We start from the raw sequence: 17,186 nt of genomic DNA, 5'->3' as shown, positions 1-17,186 counted from the left end.
ACTTGTGATGGATTATTGGGCGGCGCAGCGATCCGCCGCCATCTCTTGCACCATGTCGCGCAGCTTGAACTTCTGGATCTTGCTGGCGGACATCGGCCATTCCGCGATGAAATGGACGTCGCGCGGCACCTTGAAGCTGGCGATGCGCGTCTTGCAATAGGCGATCAGCGCGGCCGGGTCCACGCTTTGCCCCGGCACCAGTTCCACGAAGGCCACCGGCACCTCTTGCAGCCGCGCGTCGGGCTTGCCGACGACCTGGCAGGTCTTGACCGCGGGATGCTGGGCCACGACCATCTCGATCTCCAGCGCGGCGACGTTTTCACCGCCCACCTTCAGCATGTCCTTGGCCCGGCCGTGGAACATCAGCGTGCCGGCCGCGTCGATCGAGCCCAGGTCGCCGGTATGGAACCAGCCGTCGCGCTTGGCCTCGGCGGTCTTTTCGGGATCGCCGTAATATTCGGTGAAGATCGAGAAGCCCTTGACGCAGATCTCGCCGATCTCGCCCGGTGCGGCCTCGGCACCGTCCTCGCGCGCGATGCGCACGGACAGCCCGTCGAAGGGGCGGCCGAGCCGGTTGAGGCGCTCGGCCTCGCTGTCGGCGGGGTCGCTGGTGGTGACGGTGCCGGCGGTTTCGGTCATGCCATAGGTGCCGACGAAGACCGCGTTGGGAAAGCTCTTGCGCATCAGCTCGCGGAACGGCTCCGGGCTCAGCGCCATCGAGCAATTGATGAGCCGCAGCGATGCCATGTCCTCGGCGCGGAAATCCGGGTGATAGACCATGTCCGACAGGAACAGGGCAAAGCTGGGATAGCCGATGGTCGGCCGCGTCTCGCGCACCAGCCGCAGCGCCGCGCCGGCGTCGAAATGCTGCATGCCGATATAGGTGGCGCCGGCATGATAGGCCGCGCATAGCGGGAAAAGCGCGCCGACATGGAACATGGGCAGCGGCGACCAGAAGGCGTCCTGGTCGGTCATCCCGTAACGCTCGGCCAGGCCCATGCCGGTGCGGACCAGTGCCTCGTGGCTGATCATGCAGCCTTTCGGATTCGAGGTCGTCCCCGAAGTATACAGCATCAGCGCCGTCTGCCGCAGCGTGACGGCCCGGCGCAGCCGGTCGATCAGCGCGTCTTCGACCTCGGCGGCGAAACCCTGCGACACGGATTGGCGCAGGCATCCGGCCGAGGGCTCGTCGGTCAGCAAGGTGATGCCGCGCAGGCGCGGGGCCTCGGGCAGGCTGACCGGCTGGTCTGCCGGCGCGTCGCGCAGGGCCGGGAAGGCCTGGTGCAGCCGCGCCCGGAAATCCAGCCCCTCGGCCACCTGTGTGGTCGAGACGATATGCACCAGATCCGCGTTGACGGTCTGGTAGCGCAGCTCGTGTTCGCGATAGCGGGCATTCATCGGCACCGAGACCGCGCCCAGATAGGCCAGCCCGAAGTAGTATTCCAGGTATTCGATGCAGCTGGGCAGGAAGATCCCGACATGGTCGCCAGGCCGCACGCCCAGGCCGTAAAGTTCGCGGGCCCGCAGCATGGCGGCCTGGTGCAACTGGCGAAAGCTGCGGTTCTGATCGGGAAACCGGATCGCGTCCTTGTCCGGCGTCCGTGCCGTTGCCCGGACCAGAAGATCGCCGACCGTGGTGGTGGCCGTGTAATTGAGCGTTGCTGACATCTTTCCCCCCGGCCCGTTGGTGCCGGGCCCCTTATTGCTGCGATGACGGCGGCTATTCCTCGGGCGCCAGCGTCACCTCGAGCCCGGCAAGGTCGTCGGTCACGGGGATCTGGCAGCTCAGCCGCGATGTTTCGCGATAGGTTTCCATGAATTCCAGCAGTTCCCGTTCGTCGGGCTGCTGCTCCGGCAGGCGGTCGAGCCAGTCGGGCGCGACATAGATGTGGCAGGTCGCGCAAGAACAGGAACCGCCGCAGATCGCAGCGATGTCGAGGCCTGCCCCATCGCGCAGGGCCTCCATCAGGCTGGTTCCGGGTGCTGCGTCGAACTCCTTCACGCTTCCGTCGCGGTCCGTGGCTGTGATTCGTGGCATCTGGCGTCCTTGTCTGTCGATCGGCTAGAGATAGCGGATGGGCCGGGAGCCGTCCCAATCGGCCGCCAGCGATTCCAGCCGCGCGAAGAATTTCTTCAGCCCGGCCGTGGGCTGCACGATCTCGATCACCCGGCCCTGGTCCAGCGGGTCGCTGTCCAGATAGGCAAAGGGAATGCCGGCCGCGGTGCGCCCGCCCATCAGCACCCCGACGCCCCTGGCCTGCCAGGCGGCAAGATCGGCGTCCAGATCCCCGGAAAGCAGGCAGAGGTGATGCAGGCCGCCGCCCCGCCGTGCGATGAAATCGGTGAACATCGAATCGTCGCCGCCGGTCTGCTGGATGATCTCGATCTGCATGCCGCCCCAGGAAGCCAGCGCCACCGCGTTCTCGACCTGGATCGACCGGCCGCGATAATGCAGCGCGGCATAGTCGATTCGCGGGGTGACAAAGAACGGGCCAACGCCCAGCGTCTGCGTCCAATGCACCAGCGCGCGCTCCAGATCGGGCACGACATAGCCCATCTGGACGATGGCGCCCAGGCGCGAGCGGGTCTTGTTTCCCACGGGATCGAAGCTGTCCGGCATTGATCGTCCCCTCCGTGGCGACAGTGTTGTGTATTTTTCTCCGCATTTCAATATACAATTATCACCGGCACGAGATTTTCCTCGCCGCGGGCCGACGGAGTGCAAAACAGGGCTGCTTCCAGCCGATGCCGGTACCTGCCATGCGGCAACAGTATTGCAGAGCGACTCGGGCTTGGAATACGCTGGTGCTGAAGTGTAAGCATACAATCTGCTGCCACCTGGCGTATATGGGAAGCCTGTTTCGACCGGGTCAAGCTCATGGGCAGAGAAGGAGAAGAAAAATGGCACGATCTGCCGGAATGACGCATTCGGAGAAGGTTCGACTCGCGCTCGAACAGGACATCTTCTCGGGCGCCATCGCGCCGGGAAGCTCGCTGGACGAGGAGGAGCTTGCGCGCCGCTTCGAGGTCTCGCGTACCCCCGTGCGTGAGGCGATCCTGCAACTGATCGAGTCCGGCATCGTGGAAAAGCGTCCGCGCCAGGGTGCGGTCGTCACCATGACCGATGTCACCGACCTGATCCGGCAGTTCGAGGTGATGTCCGAACTGGAATCGATCTGCGCCAAATACTCGGCCCGGCGGATGACCCCGGAAGAGCGCGCGGCGCTGAAGGAGGTGCATGAACAGTCCGAACGCGCCTTCGCCGCCGGCGACCAGGACAGCTATTATGCGCTCAGCCGCAAGTTCCACCTGCTGGTGATCGACGGCACGCATAACAAGGAACTGATCGACATGACCAACAAGCTCGGCAGCAAGCTGGTGCCCTATCGCCGCTTCCAGCTGGGTTATCCGGGCCAGTCGCAGTCGAATCTGGAGGATCACCGCGCGATTCTGGAGGCGATCCTGGCCCAGGACGTCGAGCGGGCGGCCGAACAATTCCGCAAGCATACCAAGGTCCAGGGCGATATCCTGGCCGATTACATCGCCATGAACGAGGAGCGCGTCCGGGCCAGCTGATCTTCCTGCCGATTTCCAATCCACAAATTTTGTTCTTGCGTATGCAGTAATGATCTATAAAAATACAAATTAATCGGCCGGGTCGGATGCTGTTCCGCCCGTGGCCTGATCGCATCAGCGTCTTCTGGGGAGGAATGGCGATGAATCCGCAAGAAAAGCAGCGTATCCTGGATCAGCAGGCTTACGAAAGCGCGCGCGGGGGGCCGCCCGAAGGCTTCCCGCAATTTCCCGACCTGCCGGGCCTGCGCTATACCGATCCCGCCTTCTTCGCGCTGGAGATGGAGCATCTTTGGCGCAAGACCTGGCTCTATGCCGTCCATGCCGACGAATTGCCCGAGGTCGGCTCCTATATCCAGTGGTCGCGCCTGGGCGAGCCGCTGTTCTTCATCCGCGGCGAGGACCAGAAGGTCCGCTGCTTTTACAATACCTGCCGCCATCGCGGCGCGCCGGTCGTCACCGAACCTTCGGGCAAGTCGCGCGGCGTGTCCTGCAAGTATCACGGCTGGACCTACAACACGCGCGGCGAGCTGATCAACCTGCGCGACCGGCGGGATTTCGTCGGGCTGGATCTCAGCTGTCGCTCGCTGGTCGAGGTGCGCTGCGAGAATATCGGCAACCTGTATTTCGTGAACCTCGATGCCGACGCGATGCCGCTTCGGGACTATCTTGGCCCGGTGGCGCAGGCGCTGGACGAGATGAAGCCCGACACGCTGGCGCTGATCGACAAGTCGACGATCCAGGTGAAATGCAACGTCAAGATCCTGATCGACGCCTTCCTCGAGGTCTATCACCTGAAGTCGATCCACCAGAACACCGTGGACCGGTTCCTGGACCACCGCGGCTCGGCCATCACGCTTTACGAACACGGCCATTCCCGCATGGTCACGCCCTTCAAGCGCGAGGGCTGGAAAGACCCCGGCGTGCGCGGCCTGCCCGAGATCGAGGGCGTCGATCCCTGGTTCGGCGACACCAACCTGTCGCTGATGGCCTATCCCAACCTGGTCACGCCGGTTTCGCCCTGGGGGATCCCGGTCCTGGCCTTCTGGCCGGAAACCATCGACACCATGTCGATCGACGTCTACTGGTTCGCGCCGCATTGGGGCGAGGGGCCGCGTCCCGAGGTCTGGGACATGCGCATCCGCAACTTCGCCGCGATCCTGGAAGAAGACCTGCAATTCGCCGACAAGATCCAGATCGCCGCCATGTCCAGCGGGCTGCGGGATTTCCCGCTGAACTATCAGGAACGCCGGATCTATCACTGGCACGAGGAACTCGATCGCCGCATCGGAGCCGATCGCGTGCCCGAGGCGCTGCGCGTCAAGCCGCTGTTGCAGCCCTATTGGGACGAGAACTGGAAACCGGCCGAGGCGGCTGCGGAAACCGAGCAGGCCTGAGCCATGCCGGACCTGCCCGTCCTTCCTCCGACCGTTCGCTATGATCGGCGCGGCGCGGTGGCGATCATCCGCATCGACCGGCCCGAATTGCGCAACGCGGCTGATCGCGCCACCTCTTACGGCGTCCACGAGGCTTTGTGCCATGCCGAGGCCGATGACAGCGTCGGCGCCATCGTGCTGACCGGCACCGGCGAGCGCGCCTTCTGCGCCGGCATGGACCTGAAGGAGGCCGGTCAGGTCGGCTCGGGCACCGGGCTGGTTCCGGGCGCGGGCTTCCTGGGCGTGACCGAGCGGCGCTGCCCCAAGCCGCTGATCGCGGCCGTCAACGGCGCGGCCGTCGCCGGCGGATGCGAGGCGGCGCTGGCCTGCGACCTGGTGGTCGCCGCCGATCACGCGGTCTTCGGCCTGCCCGAGATCCGCCGCGGCATGGTCGCCTTTGCCGGCGGCGTGCAGCGGCTGGCGCAGATCCTGCCGCGGCAGAAGGCTTTCGAGGTGATCTTTTCGGGTGCCCATTATCCGGCGCAGGCATTCGCCGCGCTGGGGCTGGTCAATCGCGTCGTGCCGGGCGAGCGGGTGCTGGACGAGGCCGTCGCCCTGGCCGAGGAGGTGTTGGCCAATTCCTGGCACTGCCTGCGCCTTGCCAAGCAGCTTTACGAGGTGGCGCGGGACGAGAAGCTGCAAGCCGCGATCGACTGGGGTCACCGGCACGGCCCCGCGCTGATGAACTCGGCCGACAGCCGCGAGGGGATCGCGGCCTTCAACCAGGGCCGGGACGCAAATTTCGCCAATGGGACACGGATATGAACGAAATGGCACAGCCCTCGGCGGCAGGCCCGCACGGATTTCAATGGTTCCTGACCGATGAGGTACTGGCAAGCCGCCCGACGATCTATGCCCCCGATCTTTTCGCGGGCAAGCGCTTCCTGATCACCGGCGGCGGCACCGGCATGGGCCGGGCGATGACCTTCCTGCTGGCGCGGCTGGGCGCCAGGGTCATGATCGCCGGCCGGCGCGAAGAGGTGCTGGCCGATGCGCAAGAGGCGGTCAAGCGCCTGACCGGCCGGCATGTCGATTACTTTTCGATGTCGATTCGCGATCCCGAGCAGGTCGATGCGCTGCTGGACCGGGTCTTCGGCGAATGGGGCGGGCTCGATACGCTGGTGAACAATGCCGGCGGCCAGTTCCCGCAGGACGCCATCGAGTTTTCGCGCAAGGGCTGGAACTCGGTCATCGACCTGAACCTGAACGGGACGTGGTGGATGATGCAGGGCGCCGCCCAACGCTGGCGCGACCGGGACGAGGCCGGCAACGTCATCTCGATCGTGGCCCATGTCGGGCGCGGCATGCCGCAGGCCGCGCATACCTGCGCGGCGCGGGCGGGGGTGATCTATCTCAGCCGGACGGTGGCGACGGAATGGGCACCGCTGAACATCCGGGTGAACTGCATCGCGCCGGGCGCCATCGCCTCGGAAGGGCTGTCGAAATATCCAGAACATGCCACCGCGCGCTTTCGCAACGTCAACCCGCAGCGGCGCATGGGCAACGGCTGGGACATTGCCGAGGGCGTGGCCTACCTGTCCTCGGATGCAGGCAATTTCATCACCGGCGAGGTGCTGACCATCGACGGCGGCATGCAGATGTGGGGCACTGTCTGGCCCGCCGGCGTGCCCGAGCATTTCAACGTGGTATGACGGCAGGCGGGGCATGGGCGTGGACAGGGCGATAGGCACGGGCTTTCGGCTGGGCGAGCCGGCGATCGGCGGTGCCCTGGCGGGTGCATCCTGGGGCGACCTGCCCGCGCATGTCGCGGCAGGGGCCGAGACCAGCCATGCGGCGATGCGCGACCGCATCCTGCGCCTTGCTGCCGGTCTGCTTGCGACCGAGCTTCGCCGCGGCCAGCGGGTCGGCGTCTCGATGCCGCCCTCGGCCGAGCGGACGGCGCTTTGCGCGGCGATCTGGTGGCTGGGCGGCGTGGTGGTGCCGCTGGAGCCCAGCCTGCCGCAAGCCCGGCTGACCATGGCGCTCCAGGGCTCGGGCCTGCGCCTGCTGGTGCATCGCCCGCAGGGCGCGGGCTGCGGCACGAACCTTGCGGCGGTGCGCCATCTGGGCTGCGAGGAGCTGCTGGCCCAGGGCGATGCGCCCGACCTTGGGCAATTGACCGAACGCGCCGGGCGGGTTCTGCCCGACCATCCCGCCGTCGTGCTTTACGGCGAGGGCCGGCAGGACACCGCGCGCGGCGTGGTGCTGAGCCACCGGGCGCTGCTTTGCGCCGCGCGGGGCCTGGCCGCGCGCTATGGGATGGGGCCGGGGTCGCGGCTGGCGGTGCCTCTGCCGCTGAACCATGCCGCCCGGCTGACGGCTGAACTGGCGGCGCTGCTTTCGGGGGCGGCGCTGTGCGACCTGCCGGCCTTTTCGGCGCCGGCAAGCCATCTGATCCTGGCCGATCTGCCGCCGCCCCTCGCCGAAAGCCCGCCCGCGCCCGAGATGCAGCCGGGCATGGTCCTGCTTAGCGGCGATGCGAGGCTGGTTCGCGGCTGGCAGCGCGCCCTGCCGCACAGCCACATCTTCAACAGCTATGTCCGCGCCGAGCTGGCGGGTATCGCCATCTGCTCGGACCCGCGCGACCCGCCGCATACCGCGCATGCCACCGCCGGCCGGCCGCTGCGCGGCGTCGAGGTGATGATCGTCGATCCCCGCACCTCGATGGACATGCTGCTTTACGAGATCGGCGAGATCTGGATTCGCGGCGCGCCGCTGATGCTGCGCTATCACGACGACCTGCGCGCCAGCCGCAAGGTGCTGGACCGCAGCGGTTTCTTCAAGACCGGGGACATGGGCTATCTCGATTCCGAGGGCCGCGTGATCGTCTGCCGCGACGCCTTCGCGCAGATCTGAACCCGCCGGTTTTCTTTCCCTTGGCCGCTGCGCGAGGCGCGTGCAGCGGGCGGACAATCCATGAAGGAGGCAAGGATGACCCAGACAGAAACCTGCGACGTTCTGGTCATCGGCTCGGGGGCGGGGGCGCTGACCTCGGCCGTGACCTGCGCCAAGGCCGGGCTCAAGGTGCTTGTCACCGAAAAGGCCGGGCAGTTCGGCGGCACCACCGCGACCTCGGGCGGCGTGCTGTGGGTGCCGGGCAGCCGCCATGCCAAGGCGCTGGGCGCCCGGCTGGGGGTCGAGGACGACGGCGACCTGGTGCGGACCTATCTGCGCCACGAAACCGGCAATTGCTATGACGAGGCCCGGATCGAGGCCTATCTGGAACATGCCCCGCGCATGGTCGAGTATCTGGAAGACCATACCGAGGTGAAATTCTATCCGATGGAGTTTCCCGACTATCACCCCGAGGCCCAGGGCGGCTCGCGCATCCGCTCGGTCGGGACGATGGATTACGACGCGGCCAAGATGGGCGAGCTGATGAAGACGCTCAAGGGCGAGCTGCCGCAGACGCTGTTCCTGGGGCTGGCCATCGGCTCGACGCTGGAGATGAAGCAGTTCCTGGCGGCGGGCCGCTCGCCCAAGGCGATGGCCTATGTGATCCGCCGCATGGCGCGGCATTTCATGGACCTGGCGCTCAAGGGATCGTCGCAGCGCATCGTGCGCGGCCGGGCGCTGATCGCGCGGCTGGCGCGGACGGCGCATGACCTGGGCGTGCCGTTCTGGCTGAACGCCCCGGCAGAGCGGCTGATCCGCGAGGGCGACCGCGTCGTCGGCGCCGAGATCCTGCGCGACGGCAAGCCGGTGCGGGTGCTGGCGCGCCATGCCGTCGTGCTGGGGGCGGGGGGCTTTCCGCGCGACAAGGACCGCCGCGCCCGGCAATATCCCGGCCATGCCCGGACCATGGAGCCGGTGACGCCCGCGCCCGTCACCAATGTCGGCGACGGCATCCGCATGGCCGAGGAGGTCGGCGCGCAGTTCAATGCCGAGCTGCTGCAGCCCGCCGCTTGGCTGCCGACCTCGCGCCTGCCGGGGGCGGTGGACCAGAACGGCGTCTGGCCGCACCTGACCGACCGCAACAAGCCGGGCTTCATCATGGTGCTGCCGGACGGCCGGCGCTTTGCCAATGAAAGCGCGCCCTATCACGACCTGGTGCCCGCCATGCTGGACGCCTTCGAAAGCCGCGGCGCCGACCGCGCCTTCCTGATCGGCGACGACCGGGCGATCCGCCGCTGGGGCATGGGCTTCGTCCGGCCCTTCCCGATTCCCAAGGGGCGTTACCTGCGCAACGGCTACCTGACGCGCGCCGCCACGCCCGAGGCGCTGGCGCGCAAGCTGGGCATCGACCCCGAGGCGCTGGCCCACACGATCCGCGATTTCTCGCGCCATGCCGCCGAGGGGCGCGACCCCGAGTTCCACCGGGGCGAATCCGCCTATGACCGTTATCAGGGCGACGAGAACCACGGCCCCAACCCGGCGCTGGGGCCGCTGGACAAGGGCCCCTATTACGCGGTGCGCATCTATCCGGGCGAGATCGGCACCTACAAGGGCCTGAAGACCGACGAACATTCGCGGGTGATCGGGCGGGGCGGCCGGCCCATCGCCGGGCTTTACGCGGCGGGCAACGACCAGTCGAACGTGTTCGGCGGCTCTTATCCCGGAGCGGGTGCGACCATCGGCCCGGCCGTCACCTTCGGCTGGATCGCCGCGCGCGACATCACCCGGCAGGCAGGGCGCGAGGTGCCCGGCGGCGCCTGACGAAACCGCCGGGGCCGGGACGATCCGGGCCCCGGCTGTCGGCCGTCAGATGTTGATCGCCCGGCCCATGGCGGCGAGAACCGCCTCTTTCATCGTCTCGGAAAGGGTCGGGTGCGGAAAGACCGCCTCGGCCAGTTCGCGATCCGTGCCTTCCAGCTCCATGGCCAGGACGAAGCCCTGGATCATCTCGGTCACTTCGGCCCCGACCATATGCGCGCCCAGAAGCTCGCCGGTCCTGCGGTCGTGGATGACCTTGACCAGCCCTTGGTCGGCGCCAAGCGCAATGGCCTTGCCATTGGCGAGGAACGGGAACTTGCCGATCGCGACGTCGCGCCCCTCGGCCCGCGCCCGTTCCTCGGTCAACCCGACCGAGGCGATCTGCGGATCGCAATAGGTGCAGCCGGGAATGCGGTCGCGGTTCAGCGCATGGGGGTTCTGGCCGGCGATGGCCGCGACGCAGATCACCGCCTCATGCTCGGCCTTGTGCGCCAGCATCGGCCCGCCGGCCAGATCGCCGATGGCATGGATGCCCGCAACATTGCTGCGGCCCAGGGCGTCGGTGCGCACGAAGCCGCGCTCCAGCGCCACGCCGGCCTCGGCCAGACCCAGATCCTCGCTGTTGGGCTCGACGCCCGCGGCGACCAGGACATGGCTGGCCTCGATGCTGCGCGTCTCGCCCTTGCCGCCCCGCAGCGTGGCGGTTACGCCGGCCGGGCCCCGGTCAAGCTGCGTCACCGTGCAGCCGGTATGAAAGGCGATGCCGCGCCGGGCGAATTGCTGGCGGGCGAAATCCGCGATCTCGGCATCTTCGGCCGGCAGGATGCGCGGCGCCGCCTCGACCACCGTCACCGGCGCGCCAAGCGCGGCGAAGAAAGACGCGAACTCGATGCCGATGGCGCCCGAGCCGACCACCAGCAGATGGCCGGGCAGGTCGGTCGCGGCCAGAGCCTCGAAATAGGTCCAGACGCGCCGGCCGTCGGGCTCCAGCCCCGGCAGGACGCGCGGGCGCGCCCCGGTGGCCAGGATGACATGCCGCGCGGCATAGCGGCCGGCCCCCAGCGCGCCCTTGGGCGGCTGGGCTCCGGCGTTGCGGGGATGGGGCGCGGCCGCCTCGACCGTCACGGCGCCCGGACCGTCCAGCCGCGCCTTGCCCCAGATCACGTCGATGCGGTTCTTGCGCATCAGCATGGCGACGCCACCGGCCATGCGGCCCGCGACCCCGCGCGAGCGTTCGACCATCGCCGCCAGATCGGCCGCGACCTCGCCCGTGACCCGGACGCCGTAATCGGCGGCGCGGCGGGCGGTTTCCAGCGCCTCGGCCGATTTCAGCAGCGCCTTGGTCGGGATGCAGCCCCAGTTCGAGCAGATGCCGCCCAGATGCTCGCGCTCCACGATGGCGGTTTTCAGGCCCAGCTGCGCTGCGCGGATCGCCGCGACATAGCCGCCCGGCCCGGCACCCACGACGATGACATCATAATCCTGCATGGCTTCCTCTGTTTCAGGCGATTCTGGGATTTGTTATACAAAGAATGCCATAATTGTATATTGCAATTCCGCCCGATCCGGTGCAGTTTTGGCTTCATCTGCGGCGACCGGCCGGAATCGCGCCGGCCTGCCCCATTGGCGCGTATGCCCGTGGCGCGCGCGAAACCAAGGAGGAAAGCATGGATCTGGGACTGAAGGGCAAGCGCGCCATCGTGACGGGAGCGACCCGTGGCATCTGCCGCAGCCTGGTGGAAATCCTGGCTCAGGAAGGCGCCGATGTCGCCTTTTGCGCCCGCAAGCAGGACGAGGTCGATGCCACCGTCGAGGCACTGAAGCCCTACGGCACGCGGATCATCGGGGGAACCGCCAACGTCAAGGATGCCGAGGGCTACAAGACCTGGCTGCAACAGGCCGCCGAGGAACTGGGCGGCGTCGACATCTTCGTGCCCGGCGTTTCGGCCGGCGGCGGCATGGATGGCGAGAAAAGCTGGTACAAGGCCTTCGAGATCGACCTGATGGGCTGCGTGCGCGGCTTTGATGCGCTGTTCCCGACCTTCAAGGCGCAGGGCTCGGGCAATGTCGTCTTCATCTCGACCACGGCCGCGGTCGAGACCTTCATCGGCCCGATGGCCTATAACGCGCTCAAGGCCGCGCTGATCACCTATGGCAAGCAGCTGTCGCAGGCCCATGCCAAGCGCGGGCTGCGGGTGAACACGGTCTCGCCCGGCCCGATCATGATCGAGGGCGGCTCCTGGGACCAGGTGCGCCAGCAGGACGAGGCGTTCTTCCGTTCGATCCTGGCGCAGCAGCCCGACGGCCGCATGGGCGAGGCCGATGAGGTGGCCCGCGCCATCGCCTTTCTGGCCTCGGACGCGGCAAGCTGGATCAATGGCGTCAACCTGGTCGTGGACGGCGGCTTCACCAAGCGCGTCCAGTTCTGACGGCCCCGCCCATGCTGATCCGTTACGATGCCAAGGTGAGGCTTTTGGTCGTGACCAAGGGGCATCCCTATGATCGCACGGCCTTTTGCGCGCTTTTCGATTCGCTCAACGGCATCAGCTGGACGCATGTGGAACAGCCCGCCGCCGCGCAGCTGATCGCCTGCGGCGGCGGGCAGGACCATGACCTGATCCTGTTCTACGACGTGCCGGGCATCCAGTTCCGCACCCCGAACCCGCCCGACCTGATCGAGCCGGACGAGGGCTTCAAGGCCGGGTTCCGCGCCCTGCTGACCAGCGGCAAGCCCTTGCTGTTTCTGCACCATGCCATCGCGGGCTGGCCGCTTTGGGACGAATATGCCGAGGCCATCGGCGCGCGGTTCTTTTATCAGCCGGGGTGCTACAAGGGCCGGGCATATCCCGATTCCGGCTACCTGTTCCCCGTCACCTACCGGGCCGAGCCGGTGGGCGCGCATCCCGTGACCCGGGGGCTCGAGGATGGTTTCGAACTGACCGACGAGCTTTACCTTTTCGAGATGCTGGAAGAGGTGGTGCCGCTTTTGCGCGCCCGGGCCGATTTCGACCCGGCGCGGTTCCACTCTGCCAGGAATGCGCTTGCGGCGCGGATGTGGACTTCGGACGGCTGGACGCCGCCGCGGGGCACCGACCTGATCGGCTGGGCCAAGGTTTCCGGCCGGTCGCCCACGGTCACGCTGCAATGCGGCAACGACGGTGCGACCTTCGCCCATCCGGCATTCCGCAAGCTGCTGAGAAACGCCCTCGACTGGCTGCTGAGCCCTGCCGCGCGCGAATGGGCGGCGGGCGCGCCGGCCCAAGTTTAAGGAAAGACCATGTCGCAAAGCGAAACCACCCTGGCGCCCCCGGCCGAAGTCGAGGCCGCGGGGCAGCACACCAATGCGCGGGTGCTGGCGCAATCCGCAAGCCGCTGGCCCGACCGGCCGCTGCTGCTGCTGGACGGCGAGCGGCTGAGCTATGCGCAGATGCTGGCCGAGGCCGAACGCTATGCCGCGGCGCTTCTGGCGCAGGGGGCGGGGCCGGGCACGCGCATCGGCATCCTGGGTCCGAACTCGGTGGAATATGTCAAGCTGCTTTACGCGGCGGGCATGATCGGGGCTTGCGCCATCACGCTGAACGCCCGCTTCAAGGAGGCGGACCTGGTCTATGCGCTGGACCATGCCGAGGCCGGTTTCCTGTTCATCGGCGGCCAGGCCAAGTCCTTCATGGATTTCCGCGCCATGCTGGTGCGGATCTATCCCGAATTGCAGGGCTGGGACGGCAAGGCGCCGCTGTCGCTGGCCGCCGCGCCGCATCTGCGCCGCCTGTTCAACTTTGGCGACCCCGACGAGACGGTCTGGCCCGACGAGGCCGCCTTCCTGGCGGCCGCGACGCCCACGCATCTGGACCAGGCCCGGCGGCTGCGCGACGAGATCCCGTCGCAAAGCGATGCGCTGATCATCTATTCCTCGGGCACGACGGCGCATCCCAAGGCCTGCATCCTCAGCCACCGCAACCTGTCGCAGATCGGCATGTCCTTTGCCCGGCGCTTCCGGCTGGGCCCCGAGGACGTGGTCTACAACCCGATGCCGTTCTTCCACATGTCCTCGATGCTGCCGATGGCGGCCTGCCGGGCCGCGGGTGCGATGCAGATCTGTACCGGCCATTTCAAGCCGCAGGAGGCGCTGCGCCAGATGCAGGACGAGCGGGCGACATTCGCCTATGTGTCCTTCCCGACCATCGTCGGCGGCATCCTGAACGATCCGGGTTTTGCCGAGGCCGACCTGTCCTCGGTCCGGCTGCTGCATTGCGTGGGGCCGGCGGACCTGCTGCGGCGCTACAGCGAAAGCCTGCCGGGGGTGCGTTTCGTCAATGCCTACGGGCTGACCGAGGGCAGCGGCGTTCCGGTCTGGTCCGATCCCTGGGATCCGGCGGACGATCCCTTCACCCATTCCGGCAAGGCCTTCGACGGGCTCGAGATCGCCGCCTTCGACCCCGAGACCGACCGGCGCCTGCCGCCCGACACCCGCGGCGAATTGCGGCTGCGCGGCTTTTGCCGGTTCAGCGGCTATCTCAAGGACGAGGCGGCGACGGCGCAGGTGCTGCGCGCGGACGGCTGGCTTTGCACCGGCGATCTTGGCTATGTCGATGCCGGGGGGATCGTCACCTATGACGGCCGGCTCAAGGACATGCTGAAGATCGGCGGCGAGAATGTCGCGGCGCTGGAGATCGAAAGCTATCTCTGCACCCACCCGGACATCGAGCTGGCGCAGGTCATCGCCGTGCCCGACGGCCATCTGTTCGAGGTGGCGGCGGCCTATGTCGAGCTGCGGCCGGGCGCGCGGCTGACGGCGGCGGAGGTGGTGGATTACTGCCTGGGCCGCATCGCCAGCTACAAGGTGCCGCGCTATGTGCGCTTCGTCACCGAATGGCCGATGTCCACCACCAAGATCCAGAAGTTCCGGCTGTCGCGCGAATTCGCGGCCGAGGAATATTTCGACATCAAGCAGATGATGGCCAAGCGCCGGGCGGTCTGCGCCGCCGGCTGATGCCGCCCTGTTCCCGTGCATTAAAAAAGGCCCCGATCCGCTGGACCGGGGCCTTGAAGTGCCGTCGGGCGCGATGTGCGCCCCGCCGGCGGAGGGAACTATTGCGCCGCGGCGCGGGCGGCTTTCGCGGCCCGCACGGCCTCGGCGATCTCGGCATTGGTGGGGTTTCGCCGCAGCGTCAGCCCGCCATTGACCTGAAGGTTCTCGCCGGTCAGGAAACAGGCATCGGTGCAAAGCCAGGTGATCGCCTCGGCCGTGTCCTCCAGCGTGCCCACGCGGCCCAGCGGGTATTCCCGCGCGAATGCACCGACCACCGCATCATTCCTTGCCGCGCGCCCGGTCATGGGCGAGGCGGTAAAGCCCGGCGAGACCGAATTGGCCCGGATGCCGCGCGTGCCGAACTCGTTGGCGATGCAGCGGATGACGTGGTCCATGCCGGCCTTGGTGCCCATATAGGCGGCGTGGTCGTCCATCATGATCCGCGCCGTGGCCGACGACACCTGCACGATCGACCCGCCGTCGGCCATGCGCCGCAGCATGGACTGGAAGAACTCGAACGGGCCGATGAATTGCAGCCGCGTCATTCGCTCAAGCTCGTCGCGGGTGGTGTCGAGGAACGGCACCAAGAGCCCCCAGCCGGTGCAGTTCACGGCGATGTCGATGCCGCCCATCCGCGCCAGGGCCGCCTCGGCCAGGGCCTCGTTATCCTCGGTCCGGGTGATGTCGGCGGTGACGGCATGGCCGCCGATCTCGGCCGCCAGTTCCGCCAGCACGTCCTGATGGCGGCCGGCGACGGTGACTTGCGCGCCCTCGGCGGCAAAGCGGCGGGCCAGCACCTGGCCCAGATTGCCCTTGCCGGCGGCGCCGATGATGACGGCGCGCTTTCCCTCGAGTCTAGGCATTCGCTCTCCCCTGATTTGCGATGGCTGTTTCGCGATTGCGGACCAGATTCAGGAAACGGTCCAGATCGCCCGCGAATTGCGAGTTGTTGTCGCCGACGACCATGTGCCCGGCATCCTCGACATGCCAGACCAGCGCCCGAGGCGCGCTGCGGCGAAAGGCGGCCTCGGCCTCGTCCGTGACCAGGTTGCTGTCCAGCCCGCGCAGCAGCAGGACCGGGCAGGTGATGTTGCGCAGGTCGCGGTCCAGCCGCTGCGCCAGATCCGGCGTCAGCCGCCCGTGGCGCCGGCCGCGCACGAAGGCCGGATCCCAATGCCAGACCAGCCGGCCGTCGTCGCGCCTGCGCAGATAGCGTGCCAGCCCCGTGGCCTGGCCGGCCGGGCGCGGCGCCTGCTTGCGATAGGCCGAGACGGCGCGCGATGCCTCGTCCAGGTCGGCGAAACCCTGGTCCAGGTGGCTGCCCATGAAGCCCAGCACCTCGGCCACGCCGGCCTTGTCCACCTGCGGCACCACGTCGACCAGCACCAGCGCGCGGAACAGTTCGGGCGCATAGCGGCCGACCGCGGCCAGCGCCGCGTTTCCGCCCAGCGAGGCGCCGACGTGATGGATGCCGCCGCCCAATTGCCGCGCGACCTCGGCAATATCGCGGCCATAGCGTTCCAGGCCGTAGTCGCCGGCCGGATCCCAGTCGCTGGCGCCATGCCCGCGCAGGTCCAGCGCCACGGTGCGCCAGCCCTTTTCCGCCTGCGCCTGCGCGACGCCGCGCCAGGAATAGCGAGTCTGCCCGCCGCCATGGGCCAGCAGGATGGTGGGCCCCGCGCCATAGCTTTCCGCCTCCAGGCGCAGCCCGTCCGAGGTGCGGAACTCGAGGATCTCGGGCTTTGTCATGGCAGGGCCTCCGGCAGGTCGCGGTCGAGCCAGGCGATGCCGCGCCGGATCAGCTGGTGGAATACCGGCAGGATCCAGGCGCCGCGCTCGACGAAGGGATAAGTCTCGGTCAGGGGCTGCATGTCATAGCGCCCCCTGGCATGGCCGGGGGTCAGATACAGAACCCCGCCCTGGCCGCGCGGGCGCAGGTAAAAGCTCTGATGCTGCCCCTTGGGCCAGTCGCGGGTCTGAAACAGCGCCGTCTCGCCCTGGAATTCCGAGGCCAGCAGGACCAGGTTCCCCTCGGCATGGCGCTGGAGATAATGCTCGTCCTCCAGGAAGAATGCCTCGACCCCTTCGGTCAGCGCATGGGCCTCGACCGGGCGGATGCGATAGCGGCCGGGCACGGGATGGGCCAGGAACTGGCTGCCCAGCAGGTCGAACAGCAGCGGCTCCATCGCCGGGGTCAGCACCTTGCCGTCGGGCCGGATCCGGATCGCCGAGTTCGTGCCGTGCAGCGCGAACCAGCGCCCGCCGCGCCCGACCCAGTCGGCCAGCGCCGCGGTCTGCGCCGCATCGGGCAAAAGTGCGGCGGTATAGGTGATCAGCGCATCGCAACGCTCCAGCGCGGCCAGGTCGGAATAATCGTGGCGCAGATCGACGCGCAGATGCTCGCGCCGGGCCAGATGCGCCAGCAGTTCCAGCCGGACGAAGTCGAAATCGTGGTAAAGCCCGCCGACCACCAGCAGAACCCGGCGCATGGGGCG

At 67.8% G+C, this 17,186-nt stretch carries 16 protein-coding genes; 9 read left to right on the top strand and 7 right to left on the bottom strand.

Features of this window, described 5'->3' with window-relative positions; all coding sequences use genetic code 11:
* Positions 1-12: 12 nt before the first annotated feature.
* Genes ACDP63_RS02025 through ACDP63_RS02015 form a run of 3 tightly spaced genes read right to left on the bottom strand, consistent with a single transcriptional unit; the run spans position 13 to position 2,620 of the window.
* A complete protein-coding gene (locus ACDP63_RS02025) occupies positions 13-1,668 on the bottom strand; it encodes a class I adenylate-forming enzyme family protein (protein ID WP_024844835.1) in 1,656 nt (551 codons plus the stop codon).
* A 52-nt stretch (positions 1,669-1,720) separates the two neighbouring features.
* Complete coding sequence (locus ACDP63_RS02020; protein ID WP_024844836.1) at positions 1,721-2,038, bottom strand: 2Fe-2S iron-sulfur cluster-binding protein; 318 nt, start codon at positions 2,036-2,038, stop codon at positions 1,721-1,723.
* A gap of 24 nt (positions 2,039-2,062) precedes the next feature.
* Positions 2,063-2,620 (bottom strand): VOC family protein, encoded by a 558-nt coding sequence (locus ACDP63_RS02015; protein WP_024844837.1) that lies wholly within the window; start codon positions 2,618-2,620, stop codon positions 2,063-2,065.
* Positions 2,621-2,901: 281 nt separating this feature from the next.
* On the opposite strand from ACDP63_RS02015, the gene ACDP63_RS02010 reads away from it, so the two are divergent.
* The 6 genes from ACDP63_RS02010 to ACDP63_RS01985 all read left to right on the top strand — a co-directional run bounded on the left by ACDP63_RS02010 (position 2,902) and on the right by ACDP63_RS01985 (position 9,665).
* On the top strand, positions 2,902-3,576 hold the full coding sequence (locus tag ACDP63_RS02010; protein ID WP_024844838.1) for a GntR family transcriptional regulator: 675 nt from the start codon (positions 2,902-2,904) through the stop codon (positions 3,574-3,576).
* A 140-nt stretch (positions 3,577-3,716) separates the two neighbouring features.
* Positions 3,717-4,970, top strand: coding sequence for an aromatic ring-hydroxylating oxygenase subunit alpha (locus ACDP63_RS02005; protein ID WP_123130438.1), 1,254 nt, complete (start codon positions 3,717-3,719; stop codon positions 4,968-4,970).
* Positions 4,971-4,973: 3 nt separating this feature from the next.
* Complete coding sequence (locus tag ACDP63_RS02000) at positions 4,974-5,774, top strand: enoyl-CoA hydratase/isomerase family protein (RefSeq protein WP_409927656.1); 801 nt, start codon at positions 4,974-4,976, stop codon at positions 5,772-5,774.
* On the top strand, positions 5,771-6,661 hold the full coding sequence (locus ACDP63_RS01995) for an SDR family oxidoreductase (protein WP_024844841.1): 891 nt from the start codon (positions 5,771-5,773) through the stop codon (positions 6,659-6,661). The genes ACDP63_RS02000 and ACDP63_RS01995 overlap by 4 nt, the downstream gene beginning before the upstream one ends.
* Before the next feature lie 19 nt (positions 6,662-6,680).
* Positions 6,681-7,865 (top strand): AMP-binding protein, encoded by a 1,185-nt coding sequence (locus ACDP63_RS01990; RefSeq protein ID WP_409927655.1) that lies wholly within the window; start codon positions 6,681-6,683, stop codon positions 7,863-7,865.
* Positions 7,866-7,940: 75 nt separating this feature from the next.
* The gene (locus ACDP63_RS01985) at positions 7,941-9,665 is read left to right on the top strand and encodes an FAD-dependent oxidoreductase (protein ID WP_409927654.1); all 1,725 of its coding nucleotides are present in this window, start codon (positions 7,941-7,943) and stop codon (positions 9,663-9,665) included.
* 45 nt (positions 9,666-9,710) lie between these two features.
* Here ACDP63_RS01985 and lpdA read toward each other — a convergent pair whose 3' ends face one another.
* Positions 9,711-11,150, bottom strand: a complete 1,440-nt coding sequence (lpdA, locus tag ACDP63_RS01980) for a dihydrolipoyl dehydrogenase (RefSeq protein ID WP_409927653.1) — start codon at positions 11,148-11,150, stop codon at positions 9,711-9,713.
* Between the two features lie 179 nt (positions 11,151-11,329).
* Between lpdA and ACDP63_RS01975 the strand changes: the two genes are divergently transcribed.
* Genes ACDP63_RS01975 through ACDP63_RS01965 form a run of 3 tightly spaced genes read left to right on the top strand, consistent with a single transcriptional unit; the run spans position 11,330 to position 14,652 of the window.
* Positions 11,330-12,091 carry an SDR family NAD(P)-dependent oxidoreductase gene (locus ACDP63_RS01975; RefSeq protein ID WP_024844845.1) on the top strand — a complete coding sequence of 254 codons (762 nt, stop codon included), beginning with the start codon at positions 11,330-11,332 and terminating at the stop codon, positions 12,089-12,091.
* 11 nt (positions 12,092-12,102) lie between these two features.
* The gene (locus ACDP63_RS01970; RefSeq protein ID WP_147429408.1) at positions 12,103-12,930 is read left to right on the top strand and encodes a ThuA domain-containing protein; all 828 of its coding nucleotides are present in this window, start codon (positions 12,103-12,105) and stop codon (positions 12,928-12,930) included.
* A gap of 9 nt (positions 12,931-12,939) precedes the next feature.
* Positions 12,940-14,652 (top strand): class I adenylate-forming enzyme family protein, encoded by a 1,713-nt coding sequence (locus ACDP63_RS01965; protein WP_409927652.1) that lies wholly within the window; start codon positions 12,940-12,942, stop codon positions 14,650-14,652.
* Between the two features lie 98 nt (positions 14,653-14,750).
* Here ACDP63_RS01965 and ACDP63_RS01960 read toward each other — a convergent pair whose 3' ends face one another.
* The 3 genes from ACDP63_RS01960 to ACDP63_RS01950 are packed head-to-tail and all read right to left on the bottom strand — an operon-like array spanning position 14,751 to position 17,180.
* Entirely contained in the window at positions 14,751-15,554 is an 804-nt protein-coding gene (locus tag ACDP63_RS01960) for an SDR family NAD(P)-dependent oxidoreductase (RefSeq protein ID WP_409927651.1), read from the bottom strand.
* Entirely contained in the window at positions 15,547-16,440 is an 894-nt protein-coding gene (locus ACDP63_RS01955; RefSeq protein WP_409927650.1) for an alpha/beta fold hydrolase, read from the bottom strand. Before ACDP63_RS01955 ends, ACDP63_RS01960 begins: the two co-directional genes overlap by 8 nt.
* Positions 16,437-17,180: a ThuA domain-containing protein gene (locus tag ACDP63_RS01950; RefSeq protein WP_409927649.1), complete on the bottom strand. Its 744-nt coding sequence runs from the start codon at positions 17,178-17,180 to the stop codon at positions 16,437-16,439. The genes ACDP63_RS01955 and ACDP63_RS01950 overlap by 4 nt, the downstream gene beginning before the upstream one ends.
* Positions 17,181-17,186 lie beyond the last annotated feature (6 nt).

The sequence above is a fragment of the Paracoccus sp. P2 genome, assembly GCF_046335115.1.
In the GTDB taxonomy this organism is placed as follows: Bacteria; Pseudomonadota; Alphaproteobacteria; order Rhodobacterales; family Rhodobacteraceae; genus Paracoccus; species Paracoccus pantotrophus.
This window is presented reverse-complemented; position numbering and strand designations above follow the sequence as displayed.